This window comes from Fictibacillus sp. 7GRE50 (assembly GCF_015903875.1).
Classification (GTDB): domain Bacteria; phylum Bacillota; class Bacilli; order Bacillales; family Fictibacillaceae; genus Fictibacillus; species Fictibacillus phosphorivorans.
The window spans coordinates 112,671-130,305 of the sequence record NZ_JACZDW010000004.1; the positions used below are offsets into that span (position 1 = coordinate 112,671).

At 38.8% G+C, this 17,635-nt stretch carries 18 protein-coding genes; 17 read left to right on the plus strand and 1 reads right to left on the minus strand.

Annotation, left to right across the window (positions count from 1 at the left end):
• Positions 1-118 precede the first annotated feature (118 nt).
• The 17 genes from IHV12_RS15605 to IHV12_RS15685 all read left to right on the plus strand — a co-directional run bounded on the left by IHV12_RS15605 (position 119) and on the right by IHV12_RS15685 (position 16,515).
• Positions 119-2,218, plus strand: a complete 2,100-nt coding sequence (locus IHV12_RS15605) for an HD family phosphohydrolase (protein WP_197191449.1) — start codon at positions 119-121, stop codon at positions 2,216-2,218.
• Positions 2,215-2,682 (plus strand): rRNA maturation RNase YbeY, encoded by a 468-nt coding sequence (gene ybeY, locus IHV12_RS15610; protein ID WP_197191450.1) that lies wholly within the window; start codon positions 2,215-2,217, stop codon positions 2,680-2,682. Before IHV12_RS15605 ends, ybeY begins: the two co-directional genes overlap by 4 nt.
• Entirely contained in the window at positions 2,679-3,065 is a 387-nt protein-coding gene (locus IHV12_RS15615) for a diacylglycerol kinase family protein (RefSeq protein WP_197191451.1), read from the plus strand. The genes ybeY and IHV12_RS15615 overlap by 4 nt, the downstream gene beginning before the upstream one ends.
• Positions 3,066-3,072: 7 nt before the next feature.
• Positions 3,073-3,471 (plus strand): cytidine deaminase, encoded by a 399-nt coding sequence (locus IHV12_RS15620; RefSeq protein ID WP_197133184.1) that lies wholly within the window; start codon positions 3,073-3,075, stop codon positions 3,469-3,471.
• Positions 3,464-4,372, plus strand: coding sequence for a GTPase Era (gene era / locus IHV12_RS15625; protein WP_197133182.1), 909 nt, complete (start codon positions 3,464-3,466; stop codon positions 4,370-4,372). The genes IHV12_RS15620 and era overlap by 8 nt, the downstream gene beginning before the upstream one ends.
• Positions 4,373-4,673: 301 nt before the next feature.
• Entirely contained in the window at positions 4,674-4,817 is a 144-nt protein-coding gene (locus IHV12_RS15630) for a YqzL family protein (protein WP_197133180.1), read from the plus strand.
• 47 nt (positions 4,818-4,864) lie between these two features.
• Positions 4,865-5,608, plus strand: a complete 744-nt coding sequence (gene recO / locus IHV12_RS15635; RefSeq protein WP_197191452.1) for a DNA repair protein RecO — start codon at positions 4,865-4,867, stop codon at positions 5,606-5,608.
• Between the two features lie 91 nt (positions 5,609-5,699).
• Positions 5,700-6,359 (plus strand): helix-turn-helix transcriptional regulator, encoded by a 660-nt coding sequence (locus tag IHV12_RS15640; RefSeq protein ID WP_231620774.1) that lies wholly within the window; start codon positions 5,700-5,702, stop codon positions 6,357-6,359.
• Between the two features lie 18 nt (positions 6,360-6,377).
• Positions 6,378-7,193, plus strand: a complete 816-nt coding sequence (locus IHV12_RS15645; RefSeq protein WP_197133175.1) for a pyruvate, water dikinase regulatory protein — start codon at positions 6,378-6,380, stop codon at positions 7,191-7,193.
• Between the two features lie 185 nt (positions 7,194-7,378).
• On the plus strand, positions 7,379-7,846 hold the full coding sequence (locus IHV12_RS15650; RefSeq protein WP_197133173.1) for a YaiI/YqxD family protein: 468 nt from the start codon (positions 7,379-7,381) through the stop codon (positions 7,844-7,846).
• A 59-nt stretch (positions 7,847-7,905) separates the two neighbouring features.
• Positions 7,906-9,714 carry a DNA primase gene (gene dnaG, locus IHV12_RS15655; protein ID WP_197191453.1) on the plus strand — a complete coding sequence of 603 codons (1,809 nt, stop codon included), beginning with the start codon at positions 7,906-7,908 and terminating at the stop codon, positions 9,712-9,714.
• 42 nt (positions 9,715-9,756) lie between these two features.
• Entirely contained in the window at positions 9,757-10,887 is a 1,131-nt protein-coding gene (rpoD, locus tag IHV12_RS15660) for an RNA polymerase sigma factor RpoD (RefSeq protein WP_066396256.1), read from the plus strand.
• A 254-nt stretch (positions 10,888-11,141) separates the two neighbouring features.
• The gene (locus IHV12_RS15665; protein WP_197133167.1) at positions 11,142-12,281 is read left to right on the plus strand and encodes an acyl-CoA dehydrogenase family protein; all 1,140 of its coding nucleotides are present in this window, start codon (positions 11,142-11,144) and stop codon (positions 12,279-12,281) included.
• A 33-nt stretch (positions 12,282-12,314) separates the two neighbouring features.
• Complete coding sequence (locus IHV12_RS15670; protein ID WP_197191454.1) at positions 12,315-13,928, plus strand: AMP-binding protein; 1,614 nt, start codon at positions 12,315-12,317, stop codon at positions 13,926-13,928.
• Between the two features lie 240 nt (positions 13,929-14,168).
• Positions 14,169-14,513, plus strand: a complete 345-nt coding sequence (gene cccA / locus IHV12_RS15675) for a cytochrome c550 (protein ID WP_066237583.1) — start codon at positions 14,169-14,171, stop codon at positions 14,511-14,513.
• Positions 14,514-14,695: 182 nt separating this feature from the next.
• Positions 14,696-15,397: a tRNA (adenine(22)-N(1))-methyltransferase gene (locus IHV12_RS15680; RefSeq protein WP_197133161.1), complete on the plus strand. Its 702-nt coding sequence runs from the start codon at positions 14,696-14,698 to the stop codon at positions 15,395-15,397.
• A complete protein-coding gene (locus IHV12_RS15685; protein WP_197191455.1) occupies positions 15,394-16,515 on the plus strand; it encodes a Nif3-like dinuclear metal center hexameric protein in 1,122 nt (373 codons plus the stop codon). The genes IHV12_RS15680 and IHV12_RS15685 overlap by 4 nt, the downstream gene beginning before the upstream one ends.
• Positions 16,516-16,572: 57 nt before the next feature.
• On the opposite strand, the gene IHV12_RS15690 is transcribed toward IHV12_RS15685, so the two are convergent.
• Positions 16,573-17,520 (minus strand): 4-hydroxy-3-methylbut-2-enyl diphosphate reductase, encoded by a 948-nt coding sequence (locus tag IHV12_RS15690; protein ID WP_197191456.1) that lies wholly within the window; start codon positions 17,518-17,520, stop codon positions 16,573-16,575.
• Positions 17,521-17,635: the final 115 nt, after the last annotated feature.

Below are 17,635 nucleotides of genomic sequence, written 5' to 3' on the forward strand. Positions count from 1 at the left end.
AAACCAATTAATTAAGCTTTTCTTATTGAGAAGTACCATAATTGACCAACTTTTGCTAAGATTAGAATAGGATGTACAGTTTAAGGAGTGGTAGCGTTTGGCCAATTTCAGGCATCTTTTGTCTAATTACTTTCGTTTGAGTGTAGCAACAGTATCGTTTATCGTAATGGGAATCATTCTATTTTCCCTTTTAGTCAGCAACGTAACTCCTAATGTAGTGGATGTTAACGTTTATGAGCGTTCACCCCGGGACATTCAATCACCTATCACAATCCCGTTAGAAGATCAGACAGAAGCCAGAAAGAAGCTCGCTGAAGAAAGTATTAAAAATGAGTATACGTTTAATAAAGACCTCGCTTTAGTACAAGCTGAAGCCTTAAAGGATTTGCTAGATATCGTCATAACGATTACAGAATCTGAAGAAAAAAAGAAAAAGGAAGATGAGGCTACTCTTTCTTTAGATCAGAAAGTCATTCAATTAAAAGATTCAATCGATAAATCTGACATATCAGATGAAACGTATATTGCACTCGCTGAAGCAAGTAAAGCAGAATTAACCAATGTGAAGAATTTAGCTCCTGATGTAGTGAACAGAGTTTTATCAGAGCCAATTATGGTCGAAGAAGTAGAAGAAGCAAGAAGCGAAGCTATTCAATTAATACGTGATAACAATCTACCTTATTCGCTTCGAAATGCAACAGAAGAGATCACACGAAGCTTTATCATCGCGAACAGAACGTTAGATACAGAAAAAACACGCCAAAAACGGAAAGAAGCGAGCGACAAAGTTGAAGAAGTTGTAATTCGAGAAGGAGAAGTTCTCGTTAAAAGCGGGGCAGTAATCACGCCTGAAATCTTTGATAGACTCAAAAAGGTTGGATTATTAGATCAGGAAATGAAAACGTATCCTTATTACGGATTATTCCTTTTTGTATTGATCGTGATGGCAGGTTTATATTATTTTATGAAAGAAGAGCGTGAGAAAGAGCATTTTCGTAAGTATGTAACCATCTACGCTCTCCTTTTCACCTTAACACTCGTTGTGATGAAAGTATTGAGTGTTAGTACAGAACTTGGTCTAATGAGTCTCATGTATGCTGTCCCTGTCGCGGCAGGAGCGATGATGATCAAGATGTTGTTTAATGAAGAGCTCGCAGTCGTATCTACGATTATCTTTGCGTTTAGTGCAGCATTGATATTTAACGAACAAACAGCTGGGAATTTTAATTTCATAATGAGTATGTATGTTTTATTTAACGGCATTTCAGGAATCGTATTTTTAGGAAAGACACAACAACGATCTAAAATCTTGCAAGCTGGATTTTTTGTTTCTTTTATAGCCATCCTAACAGTAGCGAGTGTGTTATTGCTGCAAAACGGAAAATTCACTTCTCTGCAAATTGGGCTAGATCTTGGTTGTGCAGCCATTTCAGGTTTTGTTTCAGCTGTGTTAACACTAGGACTTCTTCCGGTCATAGAATCATCGTTTAACATTTTATCTGTGACAAAGTTAATCGAGCTCTCGAATCCTAACCACCCAATTTTAAGAAAAGTGCTCATGGAAGCACCTGGGACGTATCACCATAGCATCATGGTCGCCAACCTTTCAGAAGCGGCATGCGAGTCTATTGGTGCTAACGGTTTACTAGCTAGAGTTGGTTCTTATTACCACGACGTTGGGAAAACAAAAAGGCCGCATTTTTTTATTGAAAATCAGATGAATATGGACAACCCGCATGATAAGATAGCACCACAGTTAAGTAAGACCATCATTACGGCACACCCATATGATGGGGCTGACATGCTCCGGGCAGAAAAGATTCCAAAAGAGATTATTGATATCGCTGAACAGCACCATGGAACGACCCTGCTAAAATTCTTTTATCATAAAGCAGCTCAGCTAACAGATAAGGAAGTAGCAGAATCGGACTTCCGATATCCTGGACCAAAAGCTCAAACGAAAGAAGTTGCAATCATCGGGATCTCTGATGCTGTAGAAGCGGCTGTTCGATCGTTGACGAAACCAACACCTGTTAAAATTGATGGGATCATACGAAAAATTATTAATGACAGGCTAGAAGATGGTCAGTTCGATGAATGTGATATCACGCTAAAAGAATTGGACATCGTTGCAAAAACACTTACAGAAACGTTAAAAGGAATTTTTCATTCCAGAATTGAGTATCCAGAAGAAACAAAAAAGGTGGAAAAACAATGATGCTACATGTAGAGTATTTAAACGAGATTGACGAAAACAGCTCCGAATTTCAAGAGTTATTAAGTAACGTTCTTGAAAAAGCGGCTGAGATGGAAGAGACAGGGCAAGCGGAAGTATCAGTAACAATCGTGACGAAAGAACGAATTCAAGAAATAAACAATGAGTACAGACAAAAAGATAGTGTAACGGATGTTATTTCTTTTGCTATGGAAGAAATGGGTGAAGATGAGACAGAGATCATCGGTGGTGAAGAGACAAGGTTCTTAGGTGATATCATCATCTGTCTTGATGTTGCGAAGGAACAAGCGGCAGAATACGGACACTCACTTGAAAGAGAAATGGGCTTTCTTGCCGTTCACGGCTTCTTGCATTTATTAGGCTATGACCATATGAACGATGAAGATGAAAAAAGAATGTTTGGAAGACAAGAAGAGATTCTGGAGCAATATGGTCTAAAAAGATGATCGCTTGGAAAAAGTTGTTCTCAAGTTTTGTTTTTGCTTTTACAGGAATAATCTCAACCTTTAAATCGGAACAAAATTTTAGAATCCACACCTTTGTGAGTGTAATCGTGATTATTTTCGCGATTGCACTTGATTTTTCTAAAGAGAGATTCGTCCTTTTATTTATTGTAATAGGCATTGTACTATCGCTTGAGCTTGTAAATACAGCGATAGAGAGCACGATTGATCTTATAACAGAGAAAAAACATCCCCTCGCGAAGAAGGCAAAAGACGCCGCAGCAGGTGCAGTTTTGGTTTTTTCAATATTTGCTGTTATAATCGGTATACTGCTATTTATTGAACCACTCATAGATAGTATGAAGCTATATTTGTTAAGAAGGTGAAAGAGTAATGAATAAAGAACAATTGATGGATCAAGCGAAACTCGCACGTGAAAAGGCTTACGTACCTTACTCTAAGTTTCAAGTAGGTGCAGCTCTACTAACGGTTGAAGGTAAAGTATATAACGGAGCGAATATTGAGAACGCCGCGTACAGCTTAACATGCTGTGCCGAACGTACGGCATTATTTAAAGCGTATACAGAAGGTGACACGAAGTTCAGCGCGATCGCTGTTGTAGCAGATACGAAGCGTCCTGTACCTCCTTGTGGAGCATGCCGACAAGTTATCTCTGAGTTATGTCCGCCTGAAATGCCTGTTTATTTAACGAACCTTAAAGGTGATGTACAGGAGATCTTAGTAAAAGATTTATTGCCTGGTGCATTCTCACCGGAGGACCTAAATGATTAAAGAAGGCTATAAATCAGGTTTTGTAACGATTATCGGCAGACCTAACGTAGGGAAATCCACACTTTTAAATAAAGTGATCGGACAGAAAATCGCCATAATGAGTGACAAGCCTCAAACAACAAGAAATAAGATTCAAGCGGTTTATACAACTGATGAATCTCAAGTCATCTTTATTGATACACCAGGTATTCATAAACCTAAGCATAAGCTAGGCGATTTTATGACAAGAACGGCTCAGCAAACTTTAAATGAAGTCGACCTTATCCTGTTTGTTATTAATGCAGAAGAAGGTTATGGCCGTGGTGACCAGTTCATTATCGACAGACTTCAAAATGTGAAAAATCCGGTCTTTTTAGTCATAAATAAAATCGATAAAGTACATCCTGATCAATTATTGCCGTTGATTGATATGTATAGAAATAAGCTAGACGTTGCTGAAGTTGTTCCAATTTCTGCTCTTAACGGAAACAATGTGGACACACTTCTTGAACAGATCGTTTCCTACATGGAAGAAGGGCCGCAATTTTACCCTGAAGACCAGGTAACCGATCATCCGGAGCGATTTATTACTGCAGAATTAATTCGCGAGAAAGTTCTACATTTGACACGCGAAGAAATTCCACACTCCGTAGCAGTAGTCATAGAGGAGATGAAAGAACGCGAAGAAAAGAACGTCGTGTTTGTAAACGCAACGATCATTGTAGAACGTTCGTCTCAAAAAGGAATCATCATTGGAAAACAAGGAAAGATGCTAAAAGAGATCGGAAAAAGAGCAAGAGCAGACATTGAAACTCTCTTAGGCTCACGTGTCTTCTTAGAATTGTACGTAAAAGTACAAAACGATTGGAGAAACCGCCAAAAGCAGCTAACCGAGTTCGGTTTCAATGAGGATGAGTATTAAACAGCAGTTACTTTAAATGGGTTTGTAGTTCGTTTTTGAATAGTTATTTGGAGTGAAAGGTGCGAGACTCCTGGGGGATGAGTGTGACAGGTGAGACACCTTAGGGCGCAAAGCGTCAAGGTGGCTCACCGCACGCCCCCCGGAAAGCGAGTACCTGAAACGGAAAACAACCACTTACAAGAATGACCCACTGCGAAAACTCAAAAGTAAAAAACTGTTAAAATTTCCTTGACATGAAATAAACAATTAAGGTGAACCTAGTTATTACAGGAGAAAAACAAATAGAAAGGTGTGTCCAAACATGAAAGAATTTACTTGGAAAGTATTCTGTGAAACGGGCAGTATTGATACCTATTTGTTATACAAAGAGCTAGACCTTGAAATAACAGCATTATCAGCAGTTATTCCTTACGAAGAGTCTCTTGAGGAACCTCCATTTCATTAAAAAGTAACTACGGTGCCTTCTTAGATTTGAGAGGGTGGTGATTTACCTTGCTTTATAAAGTGGAAGGAATCGTCATTAAAACCGTTCCGTATGGTGAATCCAATACGATCATTACTTTGTATACAAAAGAATTTGGGAAAGTAGGCGTAATGGCAAGAGGAGCCAAAAAGCCCAAAAGCCGCTTTACTTCCATTACGCAGCTTTTTACATACGGAATTTTTGTTTTTCAAAAAGGCAGAGGGCTTGGAACTTTACAGCAAGGTGAGGCGCTGTCTTCTTTCAGAAAAATAAGAGAAGATCTAGTTAAGACAGCTTATGCAGCTTACTTAGTAGAACTATTAGATAGAAACACATCTGAGGATGATCTGAAACCAGACCTTTTCGGATGGATCAAACAATCCTTAGAATATATCAATCATGGTATTGATCCCGAAGTTATCGCTTTTTTATTTGAAATAAAAATAATGAAAACAAGTGGAATCGTACCTGAACTGAGTAAATGTGTTTCATGTCACTCAACAGAAGGCGATTTTTCTTTCTCGATTAGAGAAGGAGGTTTTCTTTGTGAAAGGTGTTCATACAAAGATCCTTACAAGATGCGAATCTCAAGGGGTTCGGTAAAGCTGCTTCATATGTTTTATCACTTGGATCTTGCAAGGCTTGGAAATGTCTCCTTAAAAAAGGAAACGAAGAGAGAGCTTCGAATGTTATTTGACGCCTACATGGACGAATACTCAGGGGTATTTCTAAAATCAAAGAAGTTTCTGAAACAATTAGATGATTTATCGTGAAAAACTGTGAAGCTTTTATTCTTTACAGTTTTTTTAGTTCGCTTTCTCCAATGAATAGGTTATAATAATGAGAATAAGTATAACACATTGGATGCGGCAAAAGGTGGTGTACACGATCGAACTTAATAAGAGGCAGCAAAAAATCATTGAGATTGTTAAAGATAACGGACCTATTACAGGAGAACAAATTGCAGATCAACTAGATTTAACAAGAGCTACACTTAGACCCGATCTTGCTATTCTAACGATGGCAGGTTATCTGGATGCAAGGCCAAGAGTCGGTTATTTTTATACCGGGAAGACGGGCTCGCAGCTTTTAACAGAAAAAATAAAAAAGATCAAAGTTGCTGAATTCACATCGATGCCTGTGGTCGTACAAGATTCAGCTACGGTGTATGAAGCTATCTGTACGATGTTTTTGGAGGATGTTGGAACTTTATTTATCATCAATAAGAATGGGCATCTTGCTGGCGTAGCGTCACGAAAAGATTTATTAAGAGCAAGTATGGGGAAACAAGAGATCAATAGTATCCCGATTAACATTATAATGACTAGGATGCCTAATATCACATATTGTTTTAAAGATGATTATCTATTAGATATCGCACACATCTTGATTAGAAAACAGATAGATTGTCTTCCAGTAGTTAAACGCTCAGACGATGAGAGTGGTTTTGATGTTGTAGGAAGAATTACAAAGACAAATATCACGAAGGCTTTTGTAGAACTAGCACATGACGAATTACTATAATTGAATGGGGAGGCCAACATGACAGGACGTCCTATCGTATATGTCGTTTCCGATTCAGTCGGAGAAACGGCAGAGTTGGTTGTTAAAGCGGCCGCGAGCCAATTTAATTCAAATGGAATAGAGATTAAGAGAGTACCCTATGTTGAGGATAAAGAGACGATTGATGAGGTCATCTCATTAGCGAAGGACCATAACGGGATCATAGCTTTTACCCTTGTAGTGCCTGAAATAAGTGAATACGTTGCTAAGCAGGCGGCATTGCACAACATCCCTACAGTGGATATCATGGGTCCGATTATGAATCAGCTGCAATCTCGGCTGAATCAAGTTCCGAGATATGAACCCGGAGTCGTGCATAAACTAGATGATGATTACTTTCGAAAAGTAGAAGCTATTGAGTTTGCTGTTAAATATGATGATGGCAGAGATCCTAGAGGAATTCTAAAAGCTGATGTTGTTTTAATCGGTGTATCAAGAACTTCAAAAACACCACTTTCGCAATACTTAGCACATAAACGCTTAAAGGTGGCAAATGTACCCATCGTACCAGAAGTAGAACCCCCAGAAGAATTGTTTAAAGTATCACCAAACAAATGCTTCGGTCTTAAGATTACGCCTGAAAAATTAAACGACATACGTAGAGAACGTTTGAAAGCGCTTGGTTTAAACTCTGAAGCGAACTACGCTAACATGGAAAGAATCAAACAAGAGCTCGTCTACTTTAACAAGATCGTTGATCAAATTGGATGCAGAGTGGTTGAGGTCTCCAATAAAGCGGTCGAAGAATCTGCAAATGTGATCTATAACTTGTTCCAAGGAAAGTCATATAAATAAAGCGCAAATGATTGCGCTTTTTTATTTTCATCATTTTACTGGTAAAACGGCGAGACTTTTATTATAATATTACATTGTGATTAAATTTTATAAGTTTGTCCAAAATAGTGATAAATTGAGTATGTTAATTTTAAACAAATGCTCTCATATAAAGGAGAATCACTGTAAAAGTAGAACATAAGAATATGGAAAAATTAATTGGTAATGTATTTGTAGATGCAGATGCTTGTCCTGTTGTGATAAAGGAAGAAATATTCAAGTTCTCCAAAATGTTTGTCTTTGAACCAATATTCGTTACATCTTACGCTCACGCGAGTAACACGGACCAGCCTGGTCGCTGGATATTGGTTGATGCAAGTCCTGAAGAAGTTGATCTTTACATACATAATCATTCCAAAAGAAATGATCTTGTTGTGACTCAAGATCATGCCCTCGCAAGTCTTCTTTTGTCAAAAGGGGTTTACGTTATCACCCCAAGAGGGAAACAGTTTCAAGAGAATGAAATGGAGCAAGTGCTGCATGATCGTTATATGTCAGCAAAAGCTAGACGTTCTGGCAAGCACTCAAAAGGACCTGCTAAATTTAAAAAAGAGGACACAGAAAGATTCTGCACAGTTTTTTGCGAAATCCTGTCGAATGTTGAAGGAAAATAGAATTGTGCAACGAATATATATCTAGTGTCTAAAAGAATCAGAGATTCTGTGGTGGTAATATGGAACGTATACCTGAGGATTTAATTGAGAAGGTCAGGTCTTCTAACGATATTGTTGACGTGATCAGCGATTATGTTCCTCTTAAGAAACAAGGCAGAAATTATTTTGGTCTTTGCCCTTTTCATGGGGAGAAATCGCCATCCTTTTCTGTCTCACCTGACAAACAGATTTACCATTGTTTCGGTTGTGGAGCGGGAGGCAATGTTTTTTCCTTTTTAATGAACATTGAAGGGTACACTTTTGTTGAAGCTGTAACGCAGCTAGGCAAAAAGAGTGACATTGAACTTCCTCAAATTCATCAGCAAAACTTCTCCGAAAAAAGCTCTGACGAGAAAAGAGCGATGACTGAGATTCATGAGTTGTTGGCTAAATTGTATCATCACTGCTTACTTCACACAAAGCAAGGAAGACCAGCTTTAGAGTATTTGGAGAAAAGAGGATTCACAAGAGAATCCATAGAGCGGTTCCAGATTGGTTTTGCCCCAGATTCATGGGAGACCGCATCACAATTTCTTCAAAAGCGAGGAATGGATCTACACATCGCTGAAAAAGTCGGGTTGATTGGAAAGAGACAATCTGATGGAAAACCGTACGATCGATTTAGAAATCGGGTCATGTTTCCGATTTGGGACCGTACAGGTGCAGTTGTTGCTTTTGGCGGCCGTGTTTTAGACGGAAAGGACGAGCCAAAGTATTTAAACAGTCCGGAATCGAAGATCTTCCAGAAAGGAAGAACTCTTTATGGTTTAAACCTTGCACGTGCCGAGATGAGACAGAAACAGCATGCTGTCATCTTTGAGGGTTATGTGGATACGATTGCAGCGTATAGAGCAGGTGTTACAAATGGTGTTGCAACATTAGGTACTTCGCTGACCGAAGATCATGCAGCCATTTTGAAACGAAATGTTCAGTCTGTCACAATCTGCTATGACTCAGACCGAGCAGGAGTCGAAGCGGCGTTTAGAGCTTCAGAAATCTTAACAAAACAAGGCTGCACCGTGAAGATCTCACAGATGCCTGATGGAATGGACCCCGATGACTATATTTCCCAATTTGGAAACGATTCGTTTTTAAAAGATATAATAGGGGCTAGCCTAACTGTGATGGCATTTAAAATACAATATTACAGGCGCGGTAAAAACCTTCGGGATGAAGGAGAACGGATGATCTATATCGAAGAGATTATCCAAGAAATTGCGCGTCTGCCAAAAGCGGTTGAACGAGATCATTATCTCCGACAGATCGCTTCTGAATTTAATCTGTCATTAGATGCTCTTAAACAACAGCAAACACAGACTTTCAAGCAACTGCAAAGGTCTAAGGATAACGGCCCTAAAAAGCGGGATAATAATTTTAGAATACAAACACTTTTGCAAAAGTCATTGTTGCCTAGAAATCTGAATGCTGAACGTATTGTTCTTGCACATATGTTAAAAAGTGAGGAAGCCGCTTTTCTAATTCAGGAAAAGTTGGATTCAGGCTTTAATGTTGAAGAACATAACGCGATTGCTGCATACTTATATGCCTTTTATGAAGAGGGAAATAAACCCAATGTAGGGTTGTTCATGCAGCGTATCGATGATGACAAATTACGAAAATTAGCTTCAGAATTGGCGATGCTTACAATCAGTGAAGAGCTGAATGAAATAGAGCTCGCAGATTATATTCGTATTATTTCTAGCTATCCTTTATTGCGGGAGATACAAGAAAAAGAAAAGCAGCAAGAAGACGCAATAAGAAGGAATGAAATAAAACTGGCAGCCCAAATTGCCCAAGAAATTATGAGAATGAAAAGATCTCTTAAATAATCGGGATGTAGGATGGTTGAAGTTTTGGAAGGAGGGGATCGAATGGCTGAGAAACCAAACCGTCAAGGAACGGAAGGCGAATTAACCATCGATCAAGTTAAAGAACAATTAGTTGAGGCCGGTAAGAAGCGAGGACGGCTAACATATACAGAAATCACAAGTAAGCTGGCACCTTTTGAACAAGATTCTGATCAAATGGATGAGTTCTATTCATACCTTGAAGAACAAGGTGTTGAAGTTGCTGAAGCATCTGAGGATGCAGAAGACGAAGAAGATCCTAAGTTCGAAATGGAAAAAGAGGAAGAAGAATTCGATCTTAATGATTTAAGCGTACCGCCAGGAGTTAAGATCAACGATCCAGTTCGTATGTACTTAAAAGAAATCGGTCGTGTAGACTTACTTTCAGCAGACGAAGAGATCGAACTAGCAAAACGTATTGAGAACGGTGATGAAGAAGCTAAACGCCGTCTTGCAGAAGCTAACTTACGACTCGTTGTAAGTATTGCAAAACGTTATGTTGGTCGTGGAATGCTGTTCCTTGATCTTATCCAAGAAGGTAACATGGGATTGATCAAAGCTGTTGAAAAGTTCGACTATGATAAAGGATTTAAATTTAGTACGTATGCAACATGGTGGATTCGTCAGGCGATCACGCGTGCGATTGCTGACCAAGCTCGTACAATTCGTATTCCAGTTCATATGGTTGAGACGATTAATAAACTGATTCGTGTTCAACGCCAGCTGCTTCAAGATCTTGGACGTGAGCCATCTCCAGAAGAGATCGGTGCTGAAATGGAACTAACACCAGAAAAGGTTCGTGAAATACTGAAGATTGCTCAAGAGCCAGTCTCTTTAGAAACACCTATTGGTGAAGAAGACGATTCTCATCTTGGTGATTTCATTGAAGATCAGGATGCATTAGCACCTTCAGAAGCTGCTGCCTATGAGCTGTTAAAAGAACAGCTTGAAGATGTTCTAGATACACTAACAGATCGAGAAGAAAATGTTCTTCGTCTGCGTTTCGGGCTTGATGACGGACGTACTCGCACCCTCGAAGAAGTAGGTAAAGTGTTTGGCGTTACGCGTGAACGTATTCGTCAGATTGAAGCTAAGGCACTCCGTAAACTCCGCCATCCAAGCAGAAGTAAACGATTAAAAGACTTTTTAGAATAGAAAGTTTGCCCAAATCTGGGCAAGCTTTTTTTATTTCTTTTATTTTACTTATTATTCCACCTCAATGCAAACTCATCAAAAACTCATTTTGTGATACTGTTTTCTACGAAATTCTTTTTGTTGCTTGCTTATTCTCCTTAATATTAAATTAAAAATTCTTTAAATCTTGTAAAAATTCAGCCTTTATATCTATAATAAACATGTAAGCGCATACAAATTTGAGGCGTAAATTTATTAAAGGGTGGGATGCAACCATGAATTTTACATTAACAGAAGAGCAGTTGATGATTCAAAAAATGATGAGGGAATTTGCAGATGAAGTGGTAGCACCGGGTGCTGAAGCAAGAGATAAAAATAAAGAATTCCCGGTAGAGATTTTTCAAAAGCTTTCTAAATTAGGAATGATGGGTCTGCCTTTTCCCGAAGAATACGGTGGGGGCGGAGCTGATACGATAAGTTTTGCGATTGCTGTAGAAGAGCTGAGCCGCGCTTGTGGGTCTACTGGAATTACATATTCTGCACATGTTTCTTTAGGTGGAGCTCCTTTAAATCTATTTGGTACTCACGAACAAAAAGAAAAGTATCTAACGCCAATCTGCACAGGAGACTCTCTTGGAGCATTCGGATTAACAGAACCAAATGCGGGTTCAGATGCAGGTGGCACAGAAACAACTGCGAAAACGGAAAATGGTGAATGGGTGATTAATGGTTCAAAATGCTATATCACAAATGCGAGTTATGCTAAGCACTTAGCATTAACCGCTATTACAGATAGAAATGGTAACGATAAAGAAATATCAGCTATTATCGTACCTACAGATGCTAAAGGATTCCGTGTTATCGATAATTACGAGAAGATGGGTCTTCACTCTTCTAATACTACGGAACTTTTTATGGAAGATGTAAGAGTACCTGAAGAAAATCTTTTAGGAAAGCGTGGAGACGGCTTTAAACAGTTCCTGGTGACATTGGATGGAGGAAGAATAGGTATAGGGGCAATGGCTGTTGGGATTGCACAGGCGGCCTACGAGAGGGCTCTAGCGTATTCGAAAGAGCGCAAACAATTTGGAAGATCGATTTCAAAGTTCCAAGCTATTCAATTCAAGCTAGCAGATATGGCCATGAAGATCGAACTTGCCAGATTAATGGTATACAAAGCGGCATGGCTCAAAGACCAGGGTAAGAAGTTCTCAAAAGAAGCTTCGATGGCAAAATTATATGCATCAGAAGCATGTATGCAGATTTGTTCTGAATCTGTTCAAATTCATGGTGGTAACGGCTACATGAGAGATTATCATGTGGAACGTTATTTCAGAGACGCTAAACTTCTTGAGATTGGAGAAGGTACATCAGAAATCCAACGTATCGTTATTGCAAGGGAAATTGGCTGCTAACATTCATTAAGAGATCAAGCGATGGGGTGAATTATGGCTGAACTAATGAAAGTAACTGTAGGGGATTGTTTAAGAAAACAAGCGTTAGAACTTAAGGATCAAGAAGCTATGGTTTACAGCAAACTAGGAATTCGCTACACCTATCAAGAATTTTATGAATTAACGACTAAAGTTGCCAAAGGCTTGATGGCTATGGGGATTGAAAAAGGAGATCATATAGCAGTTTGGGCTACCAATGTACCTGAGTGGCTGCTGCTTCAGTTCGGTTCTGCACGAGCTGGTGCTGTTCTCGTCACGGTCAACACGAATTATCAATCTTCTGAATTAGATTACTTGTTGAAGCAGTCTGATGCAAAAGCTTTATTCTTTATCGAACAATTCCGTACTACATCTTACAAAGATATGGTGGACTCTGTGAGAGACCGATCATCTGAATTTCCTGTATTAAAACATTTTATTCAACTAGATGCTGAATCATCTTCTTATGAGACTTTTTTAGATATGTTGGAAGCAGGAAATGTTATATCAGATGAAGAGCTTGAAATAAGAGAAGCCTCTCTTCACTGTGATGACGTTATCAATATGCAGTACACGTCAGGTACTACGGGATTTCCGAAAGGGGTCATGCTGACTCATTACAATATTGTAAATAACGCTAGGCAGATCGCGGATAGCATGAACTTAACGAATGTAGATCGATTGTGCATACCTGTACCGTTCTTTCATTGCTTCGGCTGTGTATTAGGTACCCTTGCAGCAGTTTCAGTCGGAGCTACGATGGTACCGATCGTGCAATTTGATCCTCAGGAAGTTTTAGAGACGGTTCAAAACGAAAAGTGTACAGGACTGCATGGAGTCCCTACAATGTTCATCGCAGAACTGAACCTTCCCGATTTTGATTCTTATGATCTAGGCACACTTCGCACAGGAATCATGGCGGGGTCACCTTGTCCGATTGAAGTCATGAAGAAAGTGATCGAGAAGATGGGAATGTCCGAGATTACGATTGCCTACGGCCAAACAGAGTCCTCCCCTGTTATCACACAAACGAGAACAGATGATCCGATAGAGCGCAGAGTAGAAACGGTTGGAAAGAAGCATTCTCAAGTAGAAGCAAAAGTGGTCGATCCGATAACAAATCAAGAAGTGAACCATGGTGAACAAGGAGAACTTTGTACAAGAGGTTACCATGTTATGAAAGGCTATTATAAGATGCCTGAAGCAACGGACGAAGCGATTGATAGAGATGGATGGCTTCATACGGGAGATCTCGCGACTGTTGATAAAGAAGGTTACTTTAGAATTACAGGCCGCCTAAAAGATATGATCATACGTGGCGGTGAGAACGTATATCCGAGAGAAGTCGAAGAGTTTCTCTATTCTCATCCTTCCATTTTAGATGTACAAGTGATTGGTGTTCCGGATAAAAAATTTGGAGAAAAAGTAGCAGCATGCATCCAGTTAAAAGAAGGTCATACACTTTCTAAAGAGGAATTGAAGAGTTATTGTAAAGGAAAGATTTCTCACTTTAAGATTCCAGAATATTATCTCTTTCTTGATCAATATCCGATGACGGCTTCTGGAAAAGTACAAAAATTTAAGCTTCGAGAACAAGCGATTGAGGCACTTTCAGTTATGCATGAATAGCCACCAGCAGTGTGGCTTTTTTGTTTTTTTGTGCCTTCTCACATAAAGTAAATGACTGAATCTACAAAAGTTAGGCAAAAAAGTTTAAAAAGTTAATGCTGTGACAAAACTGGGAAAAATAGAGTTTGTACTTCCCAAGTAAACGCTTTTACAGTACAATAGGTTATGGATTGTTTACTATACATATTAAGTTTATCAAGATCACAACACTTGTAGTGTACAGATGAAGGAGGAATTTGCATGAAACGTAATCCACTCATTCCTTTTGCCATTATTGGAGTTATTGGAATTGTTCTTATGCTTACAATGGGCGGATATGGTATCAACAAAATTCATACGGCTAGTCAAGATAAAGAAAAGGCTGCTATGGATCCAGAAGCAATCTATAAGCAGAACTGTTCTTCTTGTCATGGACAGAACTTAGAAGGTAATGTTGGTCCTGCACTGGAAAAGATTGGCGGCAAGTACAAGCCTGAAGAAATTGCAGATATCGTGAAGAACGGTAAAGGTTCTGGAATGCCAGCAGGGCTAGTTAAAGGTGAAGAAGCAAAAATATTAGTTGATTGGTTAGCAGAAAAAAAATAAAATAAGAAGAGCTTCTTGTTATTAATAACAGGAAGCTTTTTTCTTTGTGCATCCAGAAGTAAATTATGAACAAGACGATAGTATTTTTATATATGCTTTTTGGTCAACCAGGCTTTCTTTACAAAAAATGATAAAAGTTTGAGAATACTAAAAGGAACAAACTAATTGAAACGGTGATAAAAATGAATTCAGAAAAATTATCAAATCGACTAGAGCGAGTGGCTTCATACGTACCTGAGAACACAATATTAGCAGATATCGGTTCTGACCACGCGTATCTTCCTTGTTATTTAGGACTGAAAAAAGTGATAAAAAAAGGAATTGCAGGTGAGATTACTGACGGTCCTTATTTATCAGCGAAAGAACAGGTGGTTCTAGATAACCTGACCGATGTGATCGAAGTAAGAAAAGGTGATGGACTTTCAGTACTGAACCCAGACGAAGCAGAAGTTATCACAATCTGTGGCATGGGCGGGTCTTTAATCACATCTATACTTGAAAAAGGGAAGAATAAGTTTGGGTGTACAAAACGTCTTATTCTTCAACCTAATATTGGATCAAAAACAGTGAGAAAGTGGCTATTAAAAGAGGATTGGGTATTAATCGCTGAAGAAATCTTAAAAGAAGATGGTAAGATTTACGAAATCCTTGTAGCTGAACGTTCTGGTGAACAACCTTATACAGAACATAAAGAAGCGGAATTATTATTCGGACCATTTTTATTAAAACATCAGAACGAAGCGTTTAAAGAAAAGTGGGCTGGGGAAGTCAAACAATGGAATGCTATATTGACTCAGATGGAAAATAGTTCAGGAGTAACAGCAGAAGAAAAAAGAGAAGAACTAAGAAGAAACATTAAACACGCAGAGGAGTGGATTTCTTGAGTAAATGTGCAAGTGGGCAATACATCATTTCTCTATTAGAAGGGTTCGCACCTAAAAAGATGGCTGTAGAAGGTGACCCTATCGGATTGCAAGTTGGTTCATTAAACAAGCCTATAAAAAAAGTGATGATCGCACTTGATGTTTTAGAAAGTGTAGTAGATGAAGCGATTGAAGGTGAAGTAGATCTCATTATTGCTCATCATCCATTGCTTTACCGTCCGTTGAAAAAGATTGATATCAGCACATCAAAAGGAAAAGTAATCGAAAAATTAATCAAGAACGATATAACGGTTTACGCAGCGCATACGAATTTGGATGTTACTAGGCTAGGTGTGAATGAATGGTTGGCTGATCAATTGCAATTAATGAACACAGAAGTGTTATCTACAACCTATGAAGATCAACTCGTAAAGTTATCTGTGTTTGTACCTCGGACACATGAAGAACAAGTAAGACTTGCCATTGGCAATGCTGGAGCTGGTCATATCGGAAATTACAGCCATTGTTCTTTTTCTAGTGATGGAACTGGCACGTTTACTCCACTAGAAGGAACGTCACCCTTTATAGGCAAAGAAGGGCGATTAGAAAAAGTTGAAGAAGTGAAGATCGAATCCATCATGCCACAATCTCTTCAAAAAGCCGTTGTATCGGCGATGAGAAAAGCGCATCCTTATGAAGAGGTAGCGTTTGATCTCTATCCGCTATTAAACAAAGGTGAAGAACTTGGAATTGGAAAGATCGGAAAGCTTCCTGAAGAGATGAACCTTCAAGAATTTGTTGATCATGTAAAAAATGCATTTGGAATTTCGAGTCTTCGTGTTATTAAAGGAAAAAAATCTATGCTAAGAAAAGTAGCCGTAGTCGGAGGAGATGGAAACAAATATATTTATCCCGCTCTTCATAAAGGTGCAGATGTATTAGTAACAGGAGATATCTATTACCATAATGCACATGATGCACAAGAAGAAGGTCTTACAATCGTAGATGCAGGACATCATATCGAACAGATCATGAAGAGGAAGCTCAAGGAATTACTTGAACAAAAAATAGATGCCAACAAATATGAGACTGAAGTTGTAGAATCAAACATCATCACTGATCCTTTTACCTTTATGTAGACTAGACTCATACACTTACAAAAAAAGAAAAGCCGGGATATACCCGACTTTTCTTTTTTATGACTTTTTCTCTTTAACTTTTGGAAGTATGCGATTAAGTGTTACCTTACGCTCTTTTTTCCATGTCTCTTCATTTTGGTCATCATAGTTTTTTAGGAAATCGATAACTTCTTTCGTTATAGGTGTTGGTGTAGAAGCACCAGATGTGATTCCTACTTTTTTGACCCCCTCTAACCAACTCAACTCAATTTCAGATACATCAGAAATTCGGTATGCTTTTGTTCCTGCAATTTCTTCTGAAACTTGTGCCAAACGATTTGAGTTATTACTTCTAGGGTCACCAACTACAAGAACAAGATCACAATCACCTGCTTGGTTCGCAACAGCTTCTTGTCTGACCTGAGTGGCTAAACAGATCTCTTTGTGAACCTCCGCAGTAGGATATCTCATAAGCAATCTTTTGATGAGTTCGGCTACATCCCATTGACTCATCGTCGTTTGATTTGTAATGAGTATCTTTTCGCTGTTCACGTTAAGTGAATCTAGATCATCCGTATTTTCTACAAGATGTACGATATGAGGTGCAATTCCTATCGCTCCTTCTGGTTCAGGGTGACCTTTCTTACCGATATAGATAATCTCATATCCTTCTTTTTCTTTTTCACGAATGAGGTCATGCGTTTTTGTAACATCAGGACATGTAGCATCGATTTCATATAAGCCCTTTTCATGCGCAATTCGTCTCACTTCTGGAGAAACTCCATGAGCCGTATAAATAACGGTGCCCGATTCAATGTTTCTAATAATATCAAGTCTGTTCGCTCCGTCGAGGGTAATGATCCCTTCATCTTCAAAGGCATCTGTCACATGTTTATTGTGAACGATCATACCAAGTATATAGATGGGTCTAGGCAGTGTCGGATCATTAGCTGCTTGGCGAGCCATGACCATCGCGTCCACAACACCATAACAATATCCTCGTGGAGATATTTTAACGATTTCCATATTCGATCTCTCCTTTATCCATATAAAAGACAGCACAGAGATCTATGCTGTCTTGGGAGATTTACTTCTGTATGTTTTTATTATAAAGGAGAGACCATAAGAACTCAAACACTAT

What these genes read in the sequence shown, in the direction of transcription:
- ybeY (WP_197191450.1), top strand. Translation starts at nt 2,215, where the DNA reads ATGATGCTACATGTAGAGTATTTAAACGAGATTGACGAAAACAGCTCC.
- IHV12_RS15615 (WP_197191451.1), top strand. Translation starts at nt 2,679, where the DNA reads ATGATCGCTTGGAAAAAGTTGTTCTCAAGTTTTGTTTTTGCTTTTACA.
- IHV12_RS15620 (WP_197133184.1), top strand. Translation starts at nt 3,073, where the DNA reads ATGAATAAAGAACAATTGATGGATCAAGCGAAACTCGCACGTGAAAAG.
- era (WP_197133182.1), top strand. Translation starts at nt 3,464, where the DNA reads ATGATTAAAGAAGGCTATAAATCAGGTTTTGTAACGATTATCGGCAGA.
- IHV12_RS15630 (WP_197133180.1), top strand. Translation starts at nt 4,674, where the DNA reads ATGAAAGAATTTACTTGGAAAGTATTCTGTGAAACGGGCAGTATTGAT.
- IHV12_RS15640 (WP_231620774.1), top strand. Translation starts at nt 5,700, where the DNA reads ATGCGGCAAAAGGTGGTGTACACGATCGAACTTAATAAGAGGCAGCAA.
- IHV12_RS15645 (WP_197133175.1), top strand. Translation starts at nt 6,378, where the DNA reads ATGACAGGACGTCCTATCGTATATGTCGTTTCCGATTCAGTCGGAGAA.
- IHV12_RS15650 (WP_197133173.1), top strand. Translation starts at nt 7,379, where the DNA reads ATGGAAAAATTAATTGGTAATGTATTTGTAGATGCAGATGCTTGTCCT.
- dnaG (WP_197191453.1), top strand. Translation starts at nt 7,906, where the DNA reads ATGGAACGTATACCTGAGGATTTAATTGAGAAGGTCAGGTCTTCTAAC.
- rpoD (WP_066396256.1), top strand. Translation starts at nt 9,757, where the DNA reads ATGGCTGAGAAACCAAACCGTCAAGGAACGGAAGGCGAATTAACCATC.
- IHV12_RS15665 (WP_197133167.1), top strand. Translation starts at nt 11,142, where the DNA reads ATGAATTTTACATTAACAGAAGAGCAGTTGATGATTCAAAAAATGATG.
- IHV12_RS15670 (WP_197191454.1), top strand. Translation starts at nt 12,315, where the DNA reads ATGGCTGAACTAATGAAAGTAACTGTAGGGGATTGTTTAAGAAAACAA.
- cccA (WP_066237583.1), top strand. Translation starts at nt 14,169, where the DNA reads ATGAAACGTAATCCACTCATTCCTTTTGCCATTATTGGAGTTATTGGA.
- IHV12_RS15680 (WP_197133161.1), top strand. Translation starts at nt 14,696, where the DNA reads ATGAATTCAGAAAAATTATCAAATCGACTAGAGCGAGTGGCTTCATAC.
- IHV12_RS15690 (WP_197191456.1), bottom strand. Translation starts at nt 17,520, where the DNA reads ATGGAAATCGTTAAAATATCTCCACGAGGATATTGTTATGGTGTTGTG.